Annotated in this window: 17 protein-coding genes; 11 read left to right on the forward strand and 6 right to left on the reverse strand. The window is 60.9% G+C overall.

Going from position 1 to position 19,302, the window contains the following annotated elements; all coding sequences use genetic code 11:
* Positions 1 to 231: 231 nt before the first annotated feature.
* Together E6W33_RS03465 and E6W33_RS03470 are read right to left on the reverse strand one after the other, a co-directional pair.
* Entirely contained in the window at positions 232 to 3,918 is a 3,687-nt protein-coding gene (locus tag E6W33_RS03465) for a hydantoinase B/oxoprolinase family protein (protein WP_136414277.1), read from the reverse strand.
* 12 nt (positions 3,919 to 3,930) lie between these two features.
* The gene (locus E6W33_RS03470; RefSeq protein WP_136414280.1) at positions 3,931 to 4,113 is read right to left on the reverse strand and encodes a hypothetical protein; all 183 of its coding nucleotides are present in this window, start codon (positions 4,111 to 4,113) and stop codon (positions 3,931 to 3,933) included.
* A gap of 172 nt (positions 4,114 to 4,285) precedes the next feature.
* Here E6W33_RS03470 and E6W33_RS03475 point away from each other — a divergent pair, with 172 nt between their 5' ends.
* The 5 genes from E6W33_RS03475 (at position 4,286) to E6W33_RS03495 (ending at position 8,929) form a co-directional block, all read left to right on the forward strand.
* A complete protein-coding gene (locus E6W33_RS03475) occupies positions 4,286 to 5,305 on the forward strand; it encodes a TRAP transporter substrate-binding protein (RefSeq protein ID WP_136414282.1) in 1,020 nt (339 codons plus the stop codon).
* Positions 5,306 to 5,361: 56 nt separating this feature from the next.
* A complete protein-coding gene (locus E6W33_RS03480; protein ID WP_136414284.1) occupies positions 5,362 to 6,336 on the forward strand; it encodes a TRAP transporter substrate-binding protein in 975 nt (324 codons plus the stop codon).
* 58 nt (positions 6,337 to 6,394) lie between these two features.
* Positions 6,395 to 6,907, forward strand: coding sequence for a TRAP transporter small permease (locus tag E6W33_RS03485; protein ID WP_136414286.1), 513 nt, complete (start codon positions 6,395 to 6,397; stop codon positions 6,905 to 6,907).
* Between the two features lie 17 nt (positions 6,908 to 6,924).
* A complete protein-coding gene (locus E6W33_RS03490) occupies positions 6,925 to 8,220 on the forward strand; it encodes a TRAP transporter large permease subunit (RefSeq protein WP_136414288.1) in 1,296 nt (431 codons plus the stop codon).
* A gap of 148 nt (positions 8,221 to 8,368) precedes the next feature.
* Positions 8,369 to 8,929 carry a winged helix DNA-binding protein gene (locus E6W33_RS03495; protein ID WP_136414290.1) on the forward strand — a complete coding sequence of 187 codons (561 nt, stop codon included), beginning with the start codon at positions 8,369 to 8,371 and terminating at the stop codon, positions 8,927 to 8,929.
* 3 nt (positions 8,930 to 8,932) lie between these two features.
* Here E6W33_RS03495 and E6W33_RS03500 read toward each other — a convergent pair whose 3' ends face one another.
* On the reverse strand, positions 8,933 to 9,622 hold the full coding sequence (locus tag E6W33_RS03500; protein ID WP_247869492.1) for a Crp/Fnr family transcriptional regulator: 690 nt from the start codon (positions 9,620 to 9,622) through the stop codon (positions 8,933 to 8,935).
* Between the two features lie 162 nt (positions 9,623 to 9,784).
* Here E6W33_RS03500 and rarD point away from each other — a divergent pair, with 162 nt between their 5' ends.
* Together rarD and E6W33_RS27790 are read left to right on the forward strand one after the other, a co-directional pair.
* Positions 9,785 to 10,669 (forward strand): EamA family transporter RarD, encoded by an 885-nt coding sequence (gene rarD, locus E6W33_RS03505; protein ID WP_136414292.1) that lies wholly within the window; start codon positions 9,785 to 9,787, stop codon positions 10,667 to 10,669.
* A 364-nt stretch (positions 10,670 to 11,033) separates the two neighbouring features.
* Positions 11,034 to 12,374 (forward strand): methyl-accepting chemotaxis protein, encoded by a 1,341-nt coding sequence (locus E6W33_RS27790; RefSeq protein ID WP_136414294.1) that lies wholly within the window; start codon positions 11,034 to 11,036, stop codon positions 12,372 to 12,374.
* A 90-nt stretch (positions 12,375 to 12,464) separates the two neighbouring features.
* Here E6W33_RS27790 and E6W33_RS03515 read toward each other — a convergent pair whose 3' ends face one another.
* A complete protein-coding gene (locus E6W33_RS03515) occupies positions 12,465 to 13,076 on the reverse strand; it encodes an OmpW family outer membrane protein (RefSeq protein ID WP_136414297.1) in 612 nt (203 codons plus the stop codon).
* A gap of 242 nt (positions 13,077 to 13,318) precedes the next feature.
* On the opposite strand from E6W33_RS03515, the gene ettA reads away from it, so the two are divergent.
* Positions 13,319 to 14,986 (forward strand): energy-dependent translational throttle protein EttA, encoded by a 1,668-nt coding sequence (ettA, locus tag E6W33_RS03520; protein ID WP_136414299.1) that lies wholly within the window; start codon positions 13,319 to 13,321, stop codon positions 14,984 to 14,986.
* A gap of 64 nt (positions 14,987 to 15,050) precedes the next feature.
* Here the strand turns inward: ettA and E6W33_RS03525 are convergent, their stop codons facing one another.
* The gene (locus E6W33_RS03525; RefSeq protein WP_247869493.1) at positions 15,051 to 15,449 is read right to left on the reverse strand and encodes a rhodanese-like domain-containing protein; all 399 of its coding nucleotides are present in this window, start codon (positions 15,447 to 15,449) and stop codon (positions 15,051 to 15,053) included.
* A 210-nt stretch (positions 15,450 to 15,659) separates the two neighbouring features.
* On the opposite strand from E6W33_RS03525, the gene E6W33_RS26900 reads away from it, so the two are divergent.
* The 3 genes from E6W33_RS26900 to E6W33_RS26905 all read left to right on the forward strand — a co-directional run bounded on the left by E6W33_RS26900 (position 15,660) and on the right by E6W33_RS26905 (position 17,747).
* A complete protein-coding gene (locus tag E6W33_RS26900; RefSeq protein ID WP_168798502.1) occupies positions 15,660 to 15,824 on the forward strand; it encodes a hypothetical protein in 165 nt (54 codons plus the stop codon).
* Positions 15,825 to 16,068: 244 nt separating this feature from the next.
* On the forward strand, positions 16,069 to 17,232 hold the full coding sequence (locus E6W33_RS03530) for an SMP-30/gluconolactonase/LRE family protein (RefSeq protein WP_136414301.1): 1,164 nt from the start codon (positions 16,069 to 16,071) through the stop codon (positions 17,230 to 17,232).
* A gap of 350 nt (positions 17,233 to 17,582) precedes the next feature.
* Positions 17,583 to 17,747, forward strand: a complete 165-nt coding sequence (locus E6W33_RS26905) for a hypothetical protein (RefSeq protein WP_168798503.1) — start codon at positions 17,583 to 17,585, stop codon at positions 17,745 to 17,747.
* A 45-nt stretch (positions 17,748 to 17,792) separates the two neighbouring features.
* Here the strand turns inward: E6W33_RS26905 and E6W33_RS03535 are convergent, their stop codons facing one another.
* Entirely contained in the window at positions 17,793 to 19,142 is a 1,350-nt protein-coding gene (locus E6W33_RS03535; protein ID WP_136414303.1) for an outer membrane protein transport protein, read from the reverse strand.
* Positions 19,143 to 19,302: the final 160 nt, after the last annotated feature.

The raw sequence follows: 19,302 nt of genomic DNA on the forward strand, positions 1-19,302 counted from the left end.
GCGATCAGCGAAAATAGGCTGGCCGAATTTGATGCTGGCGTTGGCCTCTGTTTCGTTGGTTCATCTGGTTAGATGATCGCTTTCTGACGAAATTTGTTTCCGCCAAGGGGCGACTGGCGTCGATCAAGACATCATCAGGCACAAGCGCGTTCCTTTTCGTGCCTTCTGGTCGACTGACAGCTGTAGCGACGGGAATTGTGCCGTCGCTACAGCTGCCATCAACGCCCAGCGTCATGCAAAGGCATCAGCGTCCGACTTTACCTCCCTCCCCTCGTCCTTCAGCATATCGACCACTGCGCCATACCCACCGCCGCCGGGCGTCTCGATGACAAACACATCCCCCGGCTGCATCTCCGTGCTCGACACGAAACCCAGCTCCTCCACGCGTCCATCGGCCCGGATCACATAATTCCGCCCACACTTCCCATCGCCACCGCCCGCCGATCCAAACGGTGCAACAACGCGATTATTCGACAGAATCGATGCCGTCATCTTCTGCAGGAAGCGTATCTTGCGTACGCCGCCATTGCCGCCCTGCCAGCGGCCGCGACCGCCCGATCCCGCGCGGATTTCATAGCTGTCGAGCCGTACCGGATAACGCCATTCGAGCACTTCCGGATCGGTCAGCCGCGAGTTGGTCATGTGCGTCTGCACGACGTCCGTGCCCTTGAATCCCTCGCCCGCGCCAGAGCCGCCCGAGATGGTTTCGTAATACTGGTACTCCTCATTGCCGAAGGTGAAGTTGTTCATGGTGCCGGGTGCGCCGGCCAGCACGCCCAGCGCGCCGTACAGCGCATTGGTCACGCAGCTTGATGTCTCCACATTGCCGGACACGACCGCCGCCGGGTAGCGCGGGTTAAGCATCGAGCCTTCCGGAATGATCACGTTCAGCGGTTTCAGGCAGCCGGCGTTGAGCGGGATTTCGTCGTCGACCAGGGTGCGGAACACATACAGAACCGCAGCCATGCTGATGGCACTGGGCGCGTTGAAGTTGTTCGGCAGTTGCGGCGAGGTGCCGCTGAAGTCGATGTCGGCGGTGCGCTTGGCGCGATCGACGCGGATGGCGACCTGGATCACCGCGCCATTGTCGAGCCGGTAGGTGTAGCTGCTGTCCTTCAAGGCGCTGATCACGCGCCGCACCGCTTCTTCCGCGTTGTCCTGCACATGCCGCATGTAGGCCTGCACCACGTCGAGGCCGAAGTGGTCGACCATCTTCAGCAGTTCTTCCACGCCCTTCTGGTTGGCGGCGATCTGCGCCTGCAGGTCGGCGAGGTTCTGCCGGATGTTGCGCGCGGGGTATTTGCCCGATGACAGCAGCGCGACGGTTTCTTCTTCAAGGAAGCGTCCGCCTTTCACCAGCTGGAAGTTGTTGATCAGCACGCCCTCTTCTTCGACCACCTTGCTGTCGGCCGGCATCGATCCCGGCGTGATGCCGCCGATGTCGGCATGGTGGCCGCGCGAGGCGGCATAGAACAGGACCTTGGTACCGCTGCGGTCGAAGGCGGGCGTGATGACGGTGACGTCGGGCAGGTGCGTGCCGCCGTGGTAGGGATCGTTCAGCATGAAGACGTCGCCCGGCTGCATCTTGCCTGCGTTCTCGCGGATGACCGTCTTGATGCTTTCGCCCATGGAGCCGAGGTGCACAGGGATGTGCGGCGCGTTGGCGATCAGGTTGCCGTCGGCGTCGAACAGCGCGCAGGAGAAGTCGAGTCGCTCCTTGATGTTGACCGAGAAGGCGGTGTTCTGCAGCCGCAGGCCCATCTGCTCGGCGATCGACATGAACAGGTTGTTGAAGACTTCCAGCATCACCGGGTCGGCGTCGGTGCCGATGGCCTTGCGCTGCTGGCGCGCTTCGACGCGTGTGAACACCAGGTGGTTCAGGCGCGTGACTTCCGCGCGCCAGCCGGGTTCGATGATATTGGTCGCGTTCTTTTCCGCGATGATGGCCGGACCATGGATGATGTCGCCGGGGCGCGTGTCTTCGCGCCGGTAGAGCGCGGTGTCGTGCCATTTGCCGCCGGAGAACAGCTGCACGATTTCCGCCGGACGCAATGCGCCGCAGCGTGGTTCCAGTTCTTCCATATGCGCGGACGCTTCTTCGGCAAGGCCGATGGCTTCCACCGAAACGGCCTCGATCACCAGCGCCTTGTCCGGCATGAGGAAGGAGTAGCGCTTCTTGTATGCAGTCTCGAACTGCTCGATCATGCGCGCCATCGTATCAAACTGCACCACGATCACCGAATCCGTTCCTTCGTAGCGCAGATGCGCGCGTTCGACGGTGCGGATGCGCGCCGGCTCCACGCCTTGCGCGATCAGGTCGTCGCGGCCCTCGCCGGCCAGGCGCTGCAATGCAGCTTCGACGCTCGCAAGTGCCGATGCTGACAGAACTGTTTCGATGGCCTGCTCGCGCATCGCAGTCTGATCGGCCAGGCCCATGCCGTAGGCCGACAGCACGCCGGCAAACGGATGTGCGAACACGCGCGTCATGCCGAGCGCATCCGCGACCAGGCAGGCGTGCTGGCCGCCGGCGCCGCCGAAGGTCGTCAAGGTGTAGTCGGTCACGTCATGGCCGCGCTGCACCGAAATGAATTTGATCGCATTGGCCATGTTGCCCACCGCGATTTCGATGAAGCCTTCGGCCACCTCTTCCGGCGTGCGGCGCTTGCCGGTGGCGCGGTAGATCTCTTCCGCCATCTCGGTGAATTTCTGCACGACCGCATCGCGATCCAGCGTCTGGTCGGCGTTCGGGCCGAACACGGCAGGGAAATATTTCGGCTGGATCTTGCCCAGCATGACATTGCAGTCGGTGACCGCCAGCTTGCCGCCGCGACGATAGCTGGCCGGGCCAGGATTGGCCCCGGCGCTGTCGGGACCGACGCGGTAGCGCGATCCGTCGAAATGCAGGATGGAGCCGCCGCCGGCAGCGACGGTGTGGATGCTCATCATCGGCGCACGCATGCGCACGCCGGCCACCTGCGTTTCGAATTCGCGCTCGAATTCGCCGGCATAGTGCGACACGTCGGTGGAGGTGCCGCCCATGTCGAAGCCGATGATTTTCTCGAAGCCCGCCGTCTTCGCGGTGCGCGCCATGCCGACGATGCCGCCGGCCGGCCCGGACAGGATCGAGTCCTTGCCCTGGAAGCGATGGGCGTCGGTCAATCCGCCGTTGCTCTGCATGAACAGCAGGCGCACGCCCTCCATCTGGCACGCGACCTGATCGACATAGCGGCGCAGGATCGGCGACAGGTAAGCATCGACCACGGTGGTGTCGCCGCGCGACACCAGTTTCATCAGCGGGCTGACCTTGTGCGATACCGAGATCTGGGTGAAGCCGATCTCGGCGGCGATGCGCTCGATCGCCTCTTCATGCAGGGTAAAGCGATAGCCATGCATGAGCACGATGGCGACCGCGCGCAATCCCTTGGCATACAGTGCGCTCAGTTCGCGCCTGACCTGCAGCGGATCGAGCGGCGTGAGGACTTCGCCGTGCGCGCCGATGCGCTCGTCGATCTCGACCACTTCCTGGTACAGCAGTTCTGGCAGCACGATGTGGCGGTCGAACAGGCGCGGGCGGTTCTGGTAGGCGATGCGCAAGGCATCGCGAAAACCCCTGGTGATCAGCAGCGCGGTCGGATCGCCCTTGCGCTCCAGCAGTGCATTGGTGGCGACGGTGGTGCCCATCTTCACCGCTTCGACCAGTTCCGGCGAAATGGTATCGGCCGGCCGCAGGCCGAGCAGATGCTTGATGCCGGCCACCGCCGCGTCCCTGTACTGCTCCGGGTTCTCCGACAGCAGCTTGTGCGTGATCAGCGTGCCGTCCGGACGGCGGGCAACGATGTCGGTAAAGGTGCCGCCGCGGTCGATCCAGAACTGCCAGCGTTTGTCCTGTTCCGTATGTCCTGTCTGTGCTTGATGCATGGTGTCGCCTTTCTAAAAGGAAGAGGCCGCGCGCGCGGCATGAACATTGAGTCCGGACAGCTCGCGCAATGACGCGAGTTCCTTCAGGGTGGTCTGCATTGCATGGATTGCGGCCGGCCGGCGACCGCTGAAAACGCTCTCCACCGGATTGCCGACCGAATGGCGCCTGCTGCGGCAGGCCTGGTCTTTTGTCATTTCTTCTGTCTCCTTGTGCGCCGCCGATGGGCCGGCGACTCCTTGATTGATTTAATTTATCGACGACACATCTTCTTTTCATCGACGATTTATTTATAATTTGTTGACATATTACAGATTAAAATACTAAGATTCAAGAAAAAAGAGCAGGAACACATCAAAGGAGACAGGCATGAAAACGATCCAAAGGGTGATGCGCCGGTTGGGAAAAGGCCTCTTTTTGGGCTTCTTTTTCACTCTGGCAATGCCGACGGGAGTGGCGCAAGCCGGCGCCGTGCATGTCGATCTTGCGACCGCCTACGGTGCCGACAACTTTCACACGCGCAACCTGCAGCAATTCGCCGATGACACGAGAAAGCTGACAAACGGACAAGTCGATTTCGCGATCCACGCGGGCGGCAGCCTGCTGAAGCCGACCGACATCTATGCCGGCGTGCGCATGGGAAAAGCCGGCGCGGGGGAAGTGATCATGTCGAGCCTGTCGAAGGAACATGTCCTGTTCGGCATTGATGCCCTGCCCTTCATCGTGGCCGGCTATGAGGATGCGCGCCGACTGTGGGCGGCATCGCGTCCTGCCATGGAAAAGCTGCTGCATGAGCAAGGCCTGCAACTCTTGTACGCCGTGCCCTGGCCGCCGCAGAACCTGTATTCGCGGCGCGAAATCGGCACGATGAAGGACTTCAAGGGACTGAGCATGCGCAGTTACGGTCCGGCCACCGAACGCATCGCGGAACTGATCGGCGCAAGACCCATGACCATCCAGGCGGTCGACCTGGAAAAGGCGATCGCGGAAGAGAGGCTGGATCTGATGCTCACCTCCAGCAGCACCGGCGTCGATACCAGGGCATGGTCCTCGCTGAAGCACTACTACAAGGTCAGCGCCTGGATTCCCAAGAACATGGTCTTCATCGACCGCAAGCTGTACGACGGTCTCGATACCCGCACACGCGAAAAGCTGGTCGAAGCAGCGCGCGCAGCGGAAGAGCGCGGCTGGCGGCTCAGCCAGGAAAGCAATCAGAGCGCGGAAAACCAGCTCGCCGCCAACAAGGTCAGCGTCTCGACCATCGATTTCATCATCAGAAGTTATCTCGATCGGCTCGGCGAAACGCTCGCGCGCGAGTGGCTGAAAAAAGCCGGCAACGATGAATTGAGCGTGCTGCTGAAGTACACCACCGAGCGCTCCGCACGGTGACACTCCATCCGGCACATATTCGCAACAAGCTTCATTCCAATTTCAAGGAAACTTTCATGAAACCGCTACGCCAATTTCTCGTCATCGCCGCATTGGCGGCCGCAACGCACGCAGCGCACGCCGAGAGCAAATGGGACTTCCCGACTGCCTATCCGCCGAGCAGCTTCCATACCGAGAACATCCAGCAGTTCGCCAACGAGATCGACAAGACCACCGGCGGCAAGCTGAAGATGACGATCCATTCCAACGGATCGCTGTACAAGGCCAATGAAATCAAGCGCGCGGTGCAGACCGGCCAGGCGCAGATCGGCGAAATCCTGCTGTCCGGCGCGGCCAATGAAAACCCGCTGTACGGCGTGGACTCGATTCCCTTCCTCGCCACCAGCTATGCGGAAGCGAAGAAGCTGGCAAGCGCCGCGCGCCCGGCCACCGAAAAACTGCTCGCCGCGCAAGGCATAAAGCTGCTCTACGTCTCACCCTGGCCGCCGCAGGGACTGTTCTCGATCAAGCCGGTCAATTCGCTGACCGATCTGCGCAGCACCAAGATGCGTGCCTACAACCCGGCCACCAATCGCATCGCGCAACTGGCGAAGGCGCAGCCGACCACCATCCAGTTGTCCGAGCTGGGCCAGGCGCTGGCCACCGGCGCAGTCGACAACTTCCTGACATCGACCGCGAGCGGCATCGAGAACAAGCTGTATGAGCAGACCAAATACTTCTACGACATCAATGCCTGGGTGCCGAAAAATGCCGTGATCGTCAGCCAGAAATCCTTCGACGCGCTCGACAAGGCATCGCAGGAAGCCGTGCTGAAAGCGGCGCAGGCCGCCGAGGCCCGTGCATGGAAGATCAGCGAAGAAAAAGACCAGGAGTACGCGAAGCAGCTCGCCGCCAACGGCATGAAGGTCGCAAGCCCGAATGCGCAGTTCAAGACGGAACTGCAAACGATAGGCGCAACCATGACCGCCGAATGGATGAAGTCGGCCAGCGCCGAGGCGCGCCAGGTCATCGATACCTACAAGCAGAAATAAGCACAGGCCACGGGCCGTTTGCTATCGCCGCGGCCCGCCATTATTCAAGGAGACAAACATGACGCGTCTACTCGACGGATTCTATCGGTCGCTGCTGTATCTCGCGGCCCTCTTCATGATCGCGACGCTGGCCGTGATCCTGCTCGGTGTGGCCGGGCGACAGTTCAATTTTGACGTGCCGGGGCTGGATGCCTATGCCGGCTACTCGATCGCCGCCGCACTGTTTCTCGCGATGCCGGCGACGCTGCGCAACGGCGACCATATCCGCGTGACACTGATCCTCAACAAGCTCGAAGGCAATGCGCGCAAGCTGGCCGACTACTGGTGCCTGATCGCTGCATCCGGCCTGGCCCTGTATCTCGCCTACTTCTCGCTGCGCCTGGTGTGGCTCTCGTATGTCACGAATGACGTATCGCCGGGCAGCGATGCCACGCCGCTGTGGATTCCGCAGATCGCGATGGCGCTCGGCAGTGTCGGACTGGCACTCGCCTTCATCGAAGACCTGGCGCTCAAGCTGCTGGACCAGGAACGCATCCTGATGCCAGGCGCCGAGATGGCCCGCACCGAATAAACCGAACGGAGAACACCATGGAAATCTTCATTGCCGTACTGCTGATCGGCGTCATGCTGGCGGTCCTCGGCTCCGGTCTGTGGATCGGGCTGTCCCTGCTCGGCGTCGCCGTCTTCGGGATGGAAATGCTCACCAGCCGTCCCGCCGGCGACAGCATGGCGCTCACCATCTGGGGCTCGACCTCGAGCTGGACATTGACCGCGCTGCCCTTGTTCCTGTGGATGGGCGAAATCCTGTTCCGCAGCAAGCTGTCCGAAGACATGTTCAAGGGCCTTGCGCCGTGGCTGGAACGCCTGCCCGGCCGCCTGCTGCATGTGAACATCATCGGCTGCACCATCTTCGCCGCGGTGTCCGGTTCGTCCGCCGCGACCTGTGCCACCATCGGCAAGATCGCTTTGCCGGAACTGAAGAAACGCGGCTATCCGGAAGACATCACGCTCGGCACGCTGGCCGGCGCCGGCACGCTCGGGCTGCTGATTCCGCCGTCCATCATCATGATCGTCTACGGCGTCGCCGCCAATGTGTCGATCGCCGATCTGTTCATCGCCGGGGTGATGCCGGGCCTGTTGCTGGCGGTGCTGTTCATGGGCTATGTCATGTTGTGGGCCTTGCGGCATCCGGACGCCATTCCGGCCGCCGGCGCATCGACCAGCTTCGCCGAGAAGATCTATGCGTCGCGCCATCTGATCCCGGTCGTGACGCTGATCGTCGCGGTGCTGGGTTCGATTTATTCGGGCGTGGCCACCGCGACCGAAGCGGCGGCATTCGGCGTGGCCGGCGCATTGATCCTGGCGCGCGTGGAAGGCTCGCTGACCTGGGCCGTCTTCGCCGACGGCTTGATCGGCGCTACTCGCGTCTATTGCATGATCGGCCTGATCCTTGCCGGTGCCGCCTTCCTCACCTTGTCGATGGGCTTCATCGGCTTGCCGCGCCACCTGGCGGAATTCGTCGGCACGCTCAACCTGTCGCCCTTCATGCTGATCCTGGTATTGATGGTGCTGTTCGTCGTGCTCGGCTGCTTCCTCGACGGCATTTCGATCGTGGTGCTGACCATCTCGGTGCTGCTGCCAACGGTACAGAAAGCGGGCATCGACCTGATCTGGTTCGGCATCTTCATCGTGCTGGTGGTCGAGATGGCGCAGATCACGCCGCCGGTCGGCTTCAACCTGTTCGTGCTGCAGGGCTTGACCAAGCGGGAAATCAGCCACATTGCGAAAACCGCGTTCCCCATGTTCCTGCTCATGGTGGCGGCGGTGCTGCTGGTTTACTTCTTCCCCGACATCGTCACCGCCCTGCCCGCCAAAATGAAGTAAGGGCGGTTCACGCGTGAAAGGCGCGGCTTGCCGGCGATGTCTCTGCCGGCAGGCCGCCATCCAGGCATTGTGGCAATGGCGCCCCGGATAATATACTGCTCACCTGACAGCCATCACTCACGCCGCACCGATTATCCGGAGTCCCGCAATGACGAAAGAAAAGAGCCCGTCGGACAACCCGACCGCCACCTCCCCCACACCGGCCTCCAAAGTGCCCATCGTCTCGTCGTCCCATCTCGCCTCCGGCAAAAGCACCGAACTGAGCGAGTTCGAATTCGGCCTCATCATTGCCAGCAACGCATTCAACCGCTGGGCGGTGCGCTGCATGATGGCGTGCGGCATGAAGGACATGACCATCACCGACGTACTGGTTCTGCATCACATCAACCATCGCGCGCGTGAAAAGAAACTGGCCGACATCGCCTTCACGCTCAATATCGAAGACACGCACGTGGTCAACTACTCGCTGAAGAAACTGCTGGCGCTGGGATTGGTGCAGACAGAACGACGCGGCAAGGAAGTGCTGTACTCGACAAACGATCGCGGCCGCGACCTGTGCAAGCGCTATTTCGAAATCCGCGAACAGGTGCTGGTATCGAGCCTGAGCGGCGACGGCACCGAGAGTTTCGAGCTGGCCGAACTGGCGCGCTTCCTGCGCATGCTGTCCGGGCTGTACGACCAGGCAGCGCGCTCGGCGACGTCGCTGTAATTTCTACCTGGACTGGAAGCGGCGCAGGCCGTCCAGGTCGAGCACGGTGACGCCGCCGTACTCCACGGTCACCAGCCCTGCCTCTTCCAGCCGCTTGAGCGAGATGTTGACGCGCTGGCGCGACGCATTGCACAAGTAGCCCAGCTCCTCTTGTGAAATCTTCAATTTCAGGCTGATGCCCGGATTGAGGTGCGGATTGAACAAGGCGGCCAGGCATCGCGCCAGCCGCGCGGTGGTGTCGAGCATGCGGTCGAATTCGACCAGCGAGATGAACATGCCGAGGCGCTCGTTCAGCAGCGTCATCACGAAGCGATTGAAACCGATGCTGTTGTCGAGCATCCAATGGAAGGTGGCGCGCGGCATCAAGGCAAGCCGCGAATCGCGCAAGGCGATGACGTCATACTGGCGCGGTCCCTCCTTGAGCAGCGATCCCTCGCCGAACCAGGCACCGGCGAGCACGCCGGTGAAGGTGATGATCTTGCCCTCCGGCGAAACGCAGCTCATCTTCAGCAAGCCGTCCATCGTGCCCACCCAGTAATCGACCGACTCGCCCTTGCGGCAGGCGTAGCCGCCGGCGGGAACGAAGCGTTCGATCGTATCCGCCTCCACGCGCGCCAGTTGTTCGGCGGTGAGCGATTTGGCCCATGCAGCATTGCGAAGCATGTTGAGAAGCGGGTCGGAAGGGGAGCTCATGATGTGCAATCGACAAGTGATGCTGCTGATGAAAGGTGAAACACAAGGCATTGTGCCAATGCCCTGTCCGCAGCGCAATCGCGCAGATCATCACTTTGACGCGAACGCTCGATTTCTGAATTGCTGGGATAATAAGCCCCTATCGTTCTTGGACCATCCACTATGCAAGCTGGAATACTGTACGCCGCCTGCGCGTATGCCATCTGGGGCGTGTTCCCCGTCTACTTCAAGGCCTTGCAAGCCGTTCCCCCGGTCGAAATCCTGTTGCACCGCATGGTCTGGTCGCTGGTGTTCGTGGTGATCGTGCTCGCGTGGCGCAAGCAGTGGTCATGGCTGGCGGACGTGGTGCGCAAGCCGAAGGTGCTGGCCGGTTTCGCTGCCAGCGCGCTGGCCCTGTCGGGCAACTGGTTCATCTACATCTGGGCGGTCAACAACGGACGCGTGGTCGATTCCAGTCTGGGCTATTTCATCAATCCGCTGTTCAGCGTGCTGCTGGGTTATCTCATCCTCGGCGAACGCCTGCGCCCGGCGCAGTGGGCGGCGGTCGCGCTGGCGGCCGGCGGCGTGCTGTGGCTGACCTGGCACACGGCGCAATTCCCATGGATCGCACTCGCGCTGGCAACCACCTTCGGGCTGTACGGATTGCTGCGCAAGACAGCATCGCTCGGCGCGCTGGAAGGCTTTTCGCTGGAAACGATGCTGCTCTTTCCGATCGCGGTGGGCAGCCTGCTGCTGCTCGCCTCGCATCAGCAGAACAGTTTTGCCGGCGCGCCCGTATCCCAGCAATTGCTGCTCGTGGCGGCCGGTCCGATCACGGCGGTACCGCTCCTGATGTTCGCCTACGGCGCGCGCCGCATTCCGCTTTCGCTGCTCGGCCTGCTGCAATACATCGGCCCCACCCTGCAGCTGCTGCTCGGCGTCTGGCTTTACCACGAACCCTTCGGTGGTGTGCGGCTGGTCGGCTTCGCCATGATCTGGAGCGCGCTGGCCGTGTACTCGCTGGAGGGGTTGTGGCGCAATTGGAAAATGAAACAGGCCACGCCGTAGCCTGCGACGCGGTGTTCGGCCGGGCGTAGCCGGCCGAATGCCCAATACGGCAAATCTCCTACAGGCCGGCTGCGACCATTCGCTCTGGCGAGAAGTCCCCGCCATGATGTCAGCCACCGACACCAGCTGACCAAGCCACGCAGCGCATTTCCCTTGTCATAGCGCTACGATCGCCCAGCCACATTCAATGTCCGAAATTGTCTTACCGATGTTGTCCTACGGAAATTAAGTATAGAATCGACGCCATAAAGGCAAGATGCTCCGCCGCTCCAAGGTTCGACGGCGTCCGCAGGCCTGCCTTCGCTGCTGGATACAAGTGACATAAGCATTCTGGTTTTTCACCCTCAAGGACGGAACAGTGCAAATGAATCACGTCGACCAACCCTATGAGCAGCAACACATAGCCAAAGTGCAGCGATTCTTCCTCGTGCTGCTATGGGCCCTTTTTCTGTTTTCACTCGGGCTGGCACAATGGAACGACACTTGGGGACCGGCTCTCGTGGTTGGGCTGGCGACTGCCGTCATACCAAGCTTTTTCGTGATCACCGCCCCAACCAGGCTTGTCACACGCTCGCTGGTGGCCGCGGCCTTGATGATTTTTTGCGCGCTCAACATCCACCAGGCAAACGGGATGACCGAGTTCCACTTCGGCTTCTTTGTGTTGATGGCGTTCTTGCTGTTCTATGAAGATTGGCGCGTGATCGTGGTCGCGGCAGCTGTCGCGGCGATTCATCACCTCTCATTCAATTATTTGCAGGAATTGGGGTATCGAACCATCTGCTTTACCAGACCGAGTTTCGGCCTGGTCTTGCTGCACGCAGCGTATGTGGTGTTGGAGGCGGCCGTCTTGTCCTACCTGGCGATCTTGCTGAAAAAGGAACACATGGGCAAGGCGCAAAACGGGGCAATTGCCAGCAAGCGGCTCGACGTCATGCGCACCATCGTCGAGGAAGCCCGCGCAGGTATCGATGCAATCACCACGGCATCGCGCGAAATCGCCCAGGGTAACGCTGATTTATCGACGCGTACCGAATCCCAGTCATCCAGCCTTGAACAAACCTGCGGTTCGATGGAAAAACTCACCATGACCGTCAAACAGAATGCGGACAACGCGCGCCAAGCCAACCAATTGGTTTCGTCCGCCTCGTCGGTTGCGGTCAAGGGAGGCGATCTGGTATCCCAAGTCGTCGACACCATGGGCTCGATCAAGGACAGTTCGCGCAAGATCGTCGACATCATCAGCGTCATTGACGGCATCGCCTTCCAGACCAATATCCTGGCGTTGAACGCAGCCGTGGAAGCCGCACGTGCCGGCGAACAGGGACGCGGCTTCGCCGTCGTCGCCTCGGAAGTGCGCAACCTTGCACAACGCAGCGCCAGTGCCGCGAAGGAAATCAAGGTCCTGATCGAAGATTCGGTGGGGAAGGTCGACGCCGGCGGCAAGCTCGTCGATGAAGCGGGACAAACCATGACGCTGATCGTCAACTCGGTCAAGCAGGTGGCCGACATCATGAGCGAAATCACCGCCGCCAGCCTCGAACAAAGCGAAGGCATTGAACAGGTCAATCAGGCGATCTCGCATATGGACGAAATGACCCAGCAAAATGCTGCTCTGGTCGAACAGACTTCGGCCGCCTCGCTTGCCATGCAGGATCACACCCTGCGGGTAGCTGAAGTGATCGACTTGAAACGGATTTCGTTTTAATCGGAAGCGAATCCGTCCACCTTGTACTTGAATGCGAAAAGCAAAGCCGCCGATTTCCCGGCGGCTTTTTATTGCACGTGCACAGCCGGATCAGAACCGATAGCCGACACCCAGGCCGATCAGCAGCGGATCAACCTTGACCGCACTGACCTTGGCGCCGCTCACCATCACATCGCTGCGGATCTGGACTTTTTTCACGTCCAGGTTGAGCGACCAGTTCTTGTCGATCTTGAAATCCACGCCGGCTTGCAACGCGAGTCCGAAGCTGTGGTGATCGAGCGCGCCTGCACCGTTGAGCAGGCTGACGCTGGAGATGTTGGTGTAATTCACGCCGGCGCCAAGGTAAGGGCTCACTTGCGCCGCAGGCATGAAGTGGTATTGCAGCGTCAGTGTCGGGGGCAGGTGCTTGAAGGTACCGATCTTGGTGCCGGAGAGGAAGACATCATGCTTTTGCGGGTAGGTCAGGATCAGCTCGGCCGCGATGTTCGGCGAGAAGAAATAGGAAATATCGACTTCCGGAATGGTCTTGTTGCTGACCGTGATGGCGTCGGCCGGCAGCGCGAGCGGACCGCCTGCGTCGGATTTGTCCGCCGGGTCGATCTGCACCGCACGGGCGCGGATTTGCCACGGGCTTTGCTGTGCGAATGCGTGGGATGCGAGGCCAAGGGCTGCGAGGGCAAGGATGACTGCTGACTTCTTCATTGCATTTACCTTTTGGTTGGTTGGACATGAAACTGCCAAGCAATTTATTCCCGCAGCGCAGCAGAATCGTTGATCCAGATCAACCAATAACCACTTCAGAAGTAGGGCTTTATTCCCGCTCAATGGCGATTTTGGACGTTTGTGATATATCGCCGCCGCGGGCTGCCTTCCCGCCCCGCTGGTCACCCCGATCGGTTATCCTTGCACACTCTTCTTTTCATCGGCTTCATCGCATTATTCCTATGGCTCAATACGTCTACACCATGAACCGCGTGGGCAAAATCGTCCCGCCCAAGCGACAGATTCTCAAGGACATTTCCCTGTCCTTCTTCCCGGGCGCCAAGATCGGCGTGCTCGGCCTGAACGGCTCCGGCAAATCGACACTGCTCAAGATCATGGCCGGCGTCGACAAGGAGATCGAAGGCGAAGCCGTGCCCATGCCCGGCCTGAACATCGGCTACCTGCCGCAGGAGCCGCAACTCGATCCGGAAAACACGGTGCGCCAGGCAGTGGAATCCGCGCTGGGCGAAGTATTCGAAGCGCAAGCAAAACTCGACGCCGTGTATGCGGCCTATGCCGAGCCGGATGCCGATTTCGATGCGCTCGCCGCCGAGCAGGCGCGCCTGGAAGCGATCATCGCCGCCAGCGACGGCAACACGCTCAACCAGCAACTGGAAATGGCCGCCGACGCGCTGCGCCTGCCGCCGTGGGATGCCAAGATCGGCGTGCTGTCGGGCGGCGAGAAGCGCCGCGTCGCGCTGTGCCGCCTGCTCTTGTCCAAACCCGACATGCTGTTGCTGGACGAGCCGACCAACCACCTCGATGCGGAATCGGTGGATTGGCTGGAGCAATTTCTGCAACGCTTCCCCGGCACCGTGGTTGCCATCACCCATGATCGCTACTTCCTCGACAACGCGGCCGAATGGATTCTCGAACTCGACCGCGGCCACGGCATTCCGTGGAAGGGCAATTACAGCTCCTGGCTGGAGCAGAAGGAAGCCCGCCTGAAGCAGGAAGAGTCGAGCGAATCCGCGCGCCAGAAAACCATCCAGAAGGAACTGGAATGGGTACGCCAGAATCCCAAGGGCCGCCAGGCCAAGAGCAAGGCGCGTCTGGCCCGCTTCAACGAGTTGAGCGAATACGAATACCAGAAGCGCAACGAGACGCAGGAAATCTTCATCCCGGTCGCGGAGCGCCTCGGCAATGAAGTGATCGAGTTCAAGAACGTGAGCAAGGCTTTCGGCGACCGCCTGCTGATCGACAACCTGAGCTTCAAGGTGCCCGCCGGCGCGATCGTCGGCATCATCGGTCCGAACGGCGCCGGCAAGTCGACGCTGTTCAAGATGATCGCGGGCAAGGAGCAACCAGACAGCGGCGAAGTGGTGGTCGGCCCGACCGCCAAGATCTCGCTGGTCGAGCAGTCGCGCGAAGACCTGAACAACAAGAAGACCGTGTGGGAAGACGTGTCGAACGGCGCCGACATTCTCACCGTCGGCCGCTTCGAAATGCCCTCACGCGCCTATCTCGGCCGCTTCAACTTCAAGGGAGGGGATCAGCAGAAGATCGTCGGCAACCTGTCGGGCGGCGAACGCGGCCGCCTGCATCTGGCCAAGACGCTGCTCATGGGCGGCAACGTGCTGCTGCTGGACGAACCATCCAACGACCTCGACGTGGAAACGCTGCGTGCGCTGGAAGATGCCTTGCTGGAATTCGCCGGCAGCGTGATGGTGATCTCGCATGACCGCTGGTTCCTCGACCGCATCGCCACGCACATCCTCTCCTTCGAGGGCGATTCGCAGGTGGTGTTCTTTGACGGGAATTACCAGGAGTATGAAGCCGACAAGAAGAAGCGCCTCGGCGAGGAAGGTGCCAAGCCGAAGCGGGTCCGCTTCAAGCCGGTGACGCGCTGATGCTTCGATGACTGCACAAGGCGGAAGCGCTGCGCGTCTTCGCCTTGTGCATTGCTGTTCGCTCTTACTTCATTCCCTTTAGCAGCGGCAGGCCGTTCTTCTCCCACGCAATCATCCCGCCTTCCACATTTTTCGCATCGCTGAAGCCTGCCTTGCGAAGCATCTCCGTCGCTACCGCCGATCGCCGGCCTGACCGGCAAATCAGCACCACGGTCTTGTTGCGGAACGCATCGATTTCCTTCAATCGCGCACCCAGTTGTCCGACCGGGATCAGCGTGCTTCCGGGTGCATGGCCGCTGGCGTATTCATCGGCTTCGCGTACATCGAGCAATAGGGCGCCCTGGCTTTTCAGCTGCTGCGCCTGCTTCACGTCGATGCTGTGCATGTCTTGTCCCTGCGCAAGACCAATGTTGGCCGCCAGCAGGAGGCTGAGGGCGAGGCGATACATAGTGCTCTTTTTCATGTTGAATTTCCTGTCGTATTCGATAAGCGCATGAAGCATAACGCAAGCGGTCCGCATGCGTCGGCGTGAACATGCGCCAGGCATCCGGCCTGCTTGACCCCGGTCAGCTTTTATCCATCGCACGCCATTGCCTCTTCGACAAGGGGCGCTATATTGAAATTGGCAGGAGAGGCGGAGAAGATCTTACGTACTGTCCTGTGGAGGTCCACCATGAAAGCCCTTTCGATAATCCTCGCGGTCATTCTTCTTGCGAGTTGCTCTGGATTGGGGCAAACCAGCGGTGCCGGCAGCGCGGGCGAAACAATGAGCGGCCCAGGCACAACCCAGATGAATAATCAGAACAACTTCCCGTCAAGCATCTATTTCGGCGATTGAGTTTGCTGACGATGCCTGTCCGTTCGCCGGCAGGCATCGCCTCGATGGCAGCCCGCTTACATGGGCGCGCGCGCCAGCAATCCAGTCAAGGAATACCCGAACGCGCAGTGACACCTGCCCGTTGTATGAATAGACCATGGACAGCGAGCAACGCAGGTCCGACTGATGACGCACCGTGCCCCTTGCCTAATTGTGCATTTGACATGATCATCATGGCAATTTGAACAACAAGGGAGACATCCTCATGCTACGCAAGACGCTGCTTGTCATCGCTATCCTGTTTCTGGCCATGGTCGCCTATCTGCTGCTCGCGCCCGTGCCGGTGGCCCCCGAAGCCTGGAACGCGCCGCAAGACGCCGGCTATGTCGGCGCGCATGCAAGGAATACCCGCCTGGCCGGACTCACGATGATTGCGATGGGTGGCGCTACCGGCCCCGAGCATGTCGCCCTTGGCCCCGACGGCAAGCTGTATGCGGCCGTGGATGGCGGCAAGATCGTGCGCATGAACGCGGACGGCTCCGCACCCGAGGTATGGGCCGCGACCGGCGGTCGCGTGCTCGGTTTCGATTTCGATGCGCGCGGCCGCCTGATCGCCGCCGATGCAATGCGCGGAGTGCTGGCGCTCGAAGCCGGCGCCGGACTCGATGCCGGCAAGAAGGCCGAAGTACTGGTCGACAAGGTCAAGCTCGATGATGGCGACGATCCGATTCGTTACGCCGATGCGGTGGTGGTGGCGAAGGATGGCAAGATCTATTTCACCGACGCGTCGCGCCGCTTCGGGGCAAAGGAATGGGGCGGCACCTTCGAGGCGAGCGTACTCGACATCATTGAACACGCTGCCACCGGCCGCGTGCTGGTCCATGACCCCGTCAGCCATCAGACGGAGGTGGTGATGAACGACCTGGCTTTCGCCAACGGTCTGGCGCTGTCCGCCGACGAGAAGTCGCTGTTCGTGGCCGAGACCGGTGAATATCGCGTGTGGAAGGTGGACGTGAATGCACGGGTATTAAGTGCGAAGGCATCGGCGAGCGGAACATCCCAGGCACGCCTCGTGCTGTCCAATCTGCCCGGTTATCCGGACAATCTGATGCGCGGCATGCAAGGCCGCATCTGGCTCGGCTTCACCAAACCGCGCGGCGCGGCGATCGACAAGATGGCCGGCAAGCCCTTCCTGCGCAAGATCACCATGCGACTGCCCAAGTCGATGTGGCCGGTGCCGCCCGCCTATGGCCACGTGATCGCATTCGATGAAGATGGCAAAATCGTCGCCGACCTGCAGGACCCGAGCGGCGCATACCCGGAGACGACCGGCGTGACCGAAACGTCCGACCGTCTCTACATACAAAGCCTGCATGCGCCGGCGCTCGGCTGGATGGAGAAGGCGCGCGCCGGACTGAAGCCGCTGTAGGAAACTTTCAGCATGCGCGAGCCGTGCAAGAACAAGTTTGCCCGGCCCGCGACTTCGCATTCCTTCCCGGTGTCCGCAGAACTTGTGATGCAGCCATGATTTGCCGGCGATCAAACGAAAAAATGCCGGCGGTTCGCGCTTCTTGCCAGCCATAGTCAAGCCGGAAATCGCTGCAATTTCCCCGCGTCTCCATGTCCTCTGAGTTATATCAAACCCGTGTGCATCGCACCATTCTCCGGTAGTGATTCACAGAGGCGGCATCTATATTGAACCCAGTACGAATTGAAACGCGTTTCAAAACGAAACGCGTTCTTGATCAGGGAGGATTCATTTGCATCGGAGATACTGTCATGAAAACCCTTCCCCTTATTCTCGCAGCAATCTTGTTGGCAGGCTGCGCCGGTACACGCATGCAGGACTCAAGCGGCATGAGCGGAACCAGCGGTGCAAGCGCCAGCGGCGACCTCTATCAATTTCAGCATCAGAAACCCGGCGATACCTATTTCGGCGATTGATGGCAGCATGATCGACTCGCTGCCATCCATGCGGTATCGGCCCGTTCAGAACAAGCGGTTGTACTGCACGCTCAAGATATTCACATCGTTGTTGTAGTCGCCAATCAGCGTTCCGCCCACCGGTGGTTCCGCCTTGTTGATCGATGCATCGTGGATAAACAGGTGGGCGAAACCGAAGTCCCAACTGCCGTGCCGCGATGGCTTGAACTGCGCGCCGAAAGCCAGCCAGCGGCGGTTCGCATCGGGAACGCGCGGCGTGCGGAAGCCATTGGGCACCGGCGTCTGGTCGAATGCGATGCCGCCGCGCAGTTTCCATGTGTCGTTATGGCGATAATTGACGCCCAGCGATACGCGCCAGGTGTTACGCCACTGCTCCGGCGTAACGCTGTCAGGCGCACCGTTGTTGAAGTGAATGCGCAGTTCCTTGAAACGGCTCCAGTGCATCCATGTCGCATCAGCCATGGCTGCCCATTTCCGGTTGAGATCGGCGTACGCGCTCATGCTGAACGAATCGGGCAAGGTCAGGCCGGCGCTGACGCCAGTGTCGGTAAAGACGGGCGACGCAGCGAGCGGCGCAGGCAAGCCTGCCGGCCGGCTATAGCGCGCATCGCCGGACAGGCTGTGCGTGATCTTGGAACGGTAGGCGAGGCCGAAGCGCATGCTTTCATTCGGCGCGAACAGCGCGCCGAGGTTGAACCCGTAGCCCCAGTCATTGCCTTCCACGGTGACGGCGCCATCCCTCGCTTGCGGCAGGAAGCCGGCCGGCGCGCAGGCGGCCGCGCCGAGACCGCCGACGCATACCGTACCGAAATCAATCGCGCGCGACAGATCGACTTTGATGTACTGCGCGCTGATGCCGGCTCCAAGGGAAACCTGCTCGTTGACCTGATACGCGAGCACAGGATTGATGTTGACTGTCTTGAGTTCCGATTTGAGCGCCTGGTAGCGCCCTACCCAGCCGGCGTCATATTCGGTCTTGAGGCCGAACGGTGCCTGCACGCCGATGCCGAAGCGCATGCGCGGATTGATGTCCATCGCATAGAACAGCGAGGGCACGAAGGCCCAGTCGCCGGCGTCGCCGCCATTGCCGCCGGCAAGCGGCCCGCCGGTTGCGCTGACCGAACCGCGATTGCTGAATTCCGCCGAGGGGCGAATCGCCGCGCCGTTCACCATGAACTGACGCCCCGGCAAACGCGTCAGGCCGGCGGGATTGTAGAAGACAGTACCGACATCCTCCGCCGCCGCCGCACCGCCGGCGAATGCGTTGCCGAGGCTCGATGAGCTCATTTCATTGATGGCAAAGCCGCCCGCGTTTGCGGCACCGGATACGAGCAGGGGAACAAGGCTGAGCAGAGATGAAGTGGATGCTGCGAGGGAGATGCAAAACCGTTTCATGTTGATGCCTCCTCTTGGCCAGCGCCTTCGTGAGCGACGACGACGCATCGCCGCTCAAGCCTGCGCCGGGATCAGAGCCTGATCAAATGGTATGGACGCCGCCTTCTCGGGCAGGCAATGGAGGGGGACTCCTGCGCCGACGGCATCGATGTGCCAAAGT

It is taken from the genome of Herbaspirillum sp. ST 5-3 (genome assembly GCF_004804275.1).
Lineage (GTDB): Bacteria > Pseudomonadota > Gammaproteobacteria > Burkholderiales > Burkholderiaceae_D > Noviherbaspirillum.

Bases quoted from the DNA above. Each gene is read 5' to 3' on its own strand.
- E6W33_RS26905 (WP_168798503.1), top strand. From the start codon at position 17,583: ATGAAAACCCTTCCCCTTATTCTCGCAGCAATCTTGTTGGCAGGCTGC.
- E6W33_RS03485 (WP_136414286.1), top strand. From the start codon at position 6,395: ATGACGCGTCTACTCGACGGATTCTATCGGTCGCTGCTGTATCTCGCG.
- E6W33_RS03480 (WP_136414284.1), top strand. From the start codon at position 5,362: ATGAAACCGCTACGCCAATTTCTCGTCATCGCCGCATTGGCGGCCGCA.
- E6W33_RS27790 (WP_136414294.1), top strand. From the start codon at position 11,034: ATGAATCACGTCGACCAACCCTATGAGCAGCAACACATAGCCAAAGTG.
- E6W33_RS26900 (WP_168798502.1), top strand. From the start codon at position 15,660: ATGAAAGCCCTTTCGATAATCCTCGCGGTCATTCTTCTTGCGAGTTGC.
- E6W33_RS03470 (WP_136414280.1), bottom strand. From the start codon at position 4,113: ATGACAAAAGACCAGGCCTGCCGCAGCAGGCGCCATTCGGTCGGCAAT.
- E6W33_RS03465 (WP_136414277.1), bottom strand. From the start codon at position 3,918: ATGCATCAAGCACAGACAGGACATACGGAACAGGACAAACGCTGGCAG.
- E6W33_RS03490 (WP_136414288.1), top strand. From the start codon at position 6,925: ATGGAAATCTTCATTGCCGTACTGCTGATCGGCGTCATGCTGGCGGTC.
- E6W33_RS03495 (WP_136414290.1), top strand. From the start codon at position 8,369: ATGACGAAAGAAAAGAGCCCGTCGGACAACCCGACCGCCACCTCCCCC.
- E6W33_RS03535 (WP_136414303.1), bottom strand. From the start codon at position 19,142: ATGAAACGGTTTTGCATCTCCCTCGCAGCATCCACTTCATCTCTGCTC.
- ettA (WP_136414299.1), top strand. From the start codon at position 13,319: ATGGCTCAATACGTCTACACCATGAACCGCGTGGGCAAAATCGTCCCG.
- E6W33_RS03475 (WP_136414282.1), top strand. From the start codon at position 4,286: ATGAAAACGATCCAAAGGGTGATGCGCCGGTTGGGAAAAGGCCTCTTT.
- E6W33_RS03500 (WP_247869492.1), bottom strand. From the start codon at position 9,622: ATGAGCTCCCCTTCCGACCCGCTTCTCAACATGCTTCGCAATGCTGCA.
- rarD (WP_136414292.1), top strand. From the start codon at position 9,785: ATGCAAGCTGGAATACTGTACGCCGCCTGCGCGTATGCCATCTGGGGC.
- E6W33_RS03525 (WP_247869493.1), bottom strand. From the start codon at position 15,449: ATGAAAAAGAGCACTATGTATCGCCTCGCCCTCAGCCTCCTGCTGGCG.
- E6W33_RS03530 (WP_136414301.1), top strand. From the start codon at position 16,069: ATGCTACGCAAGACGCTGCTTGTCATCGCTATCCTGTTTCTGGCCATG.
- E6W33_RS03515 (WP_136414297.1), bottom strand. From the start codon at position 13,076: ATGAAGAAGTCAGCAGTCATCCTTGCCCTCGCAGCCCTTGGCCTCGCA.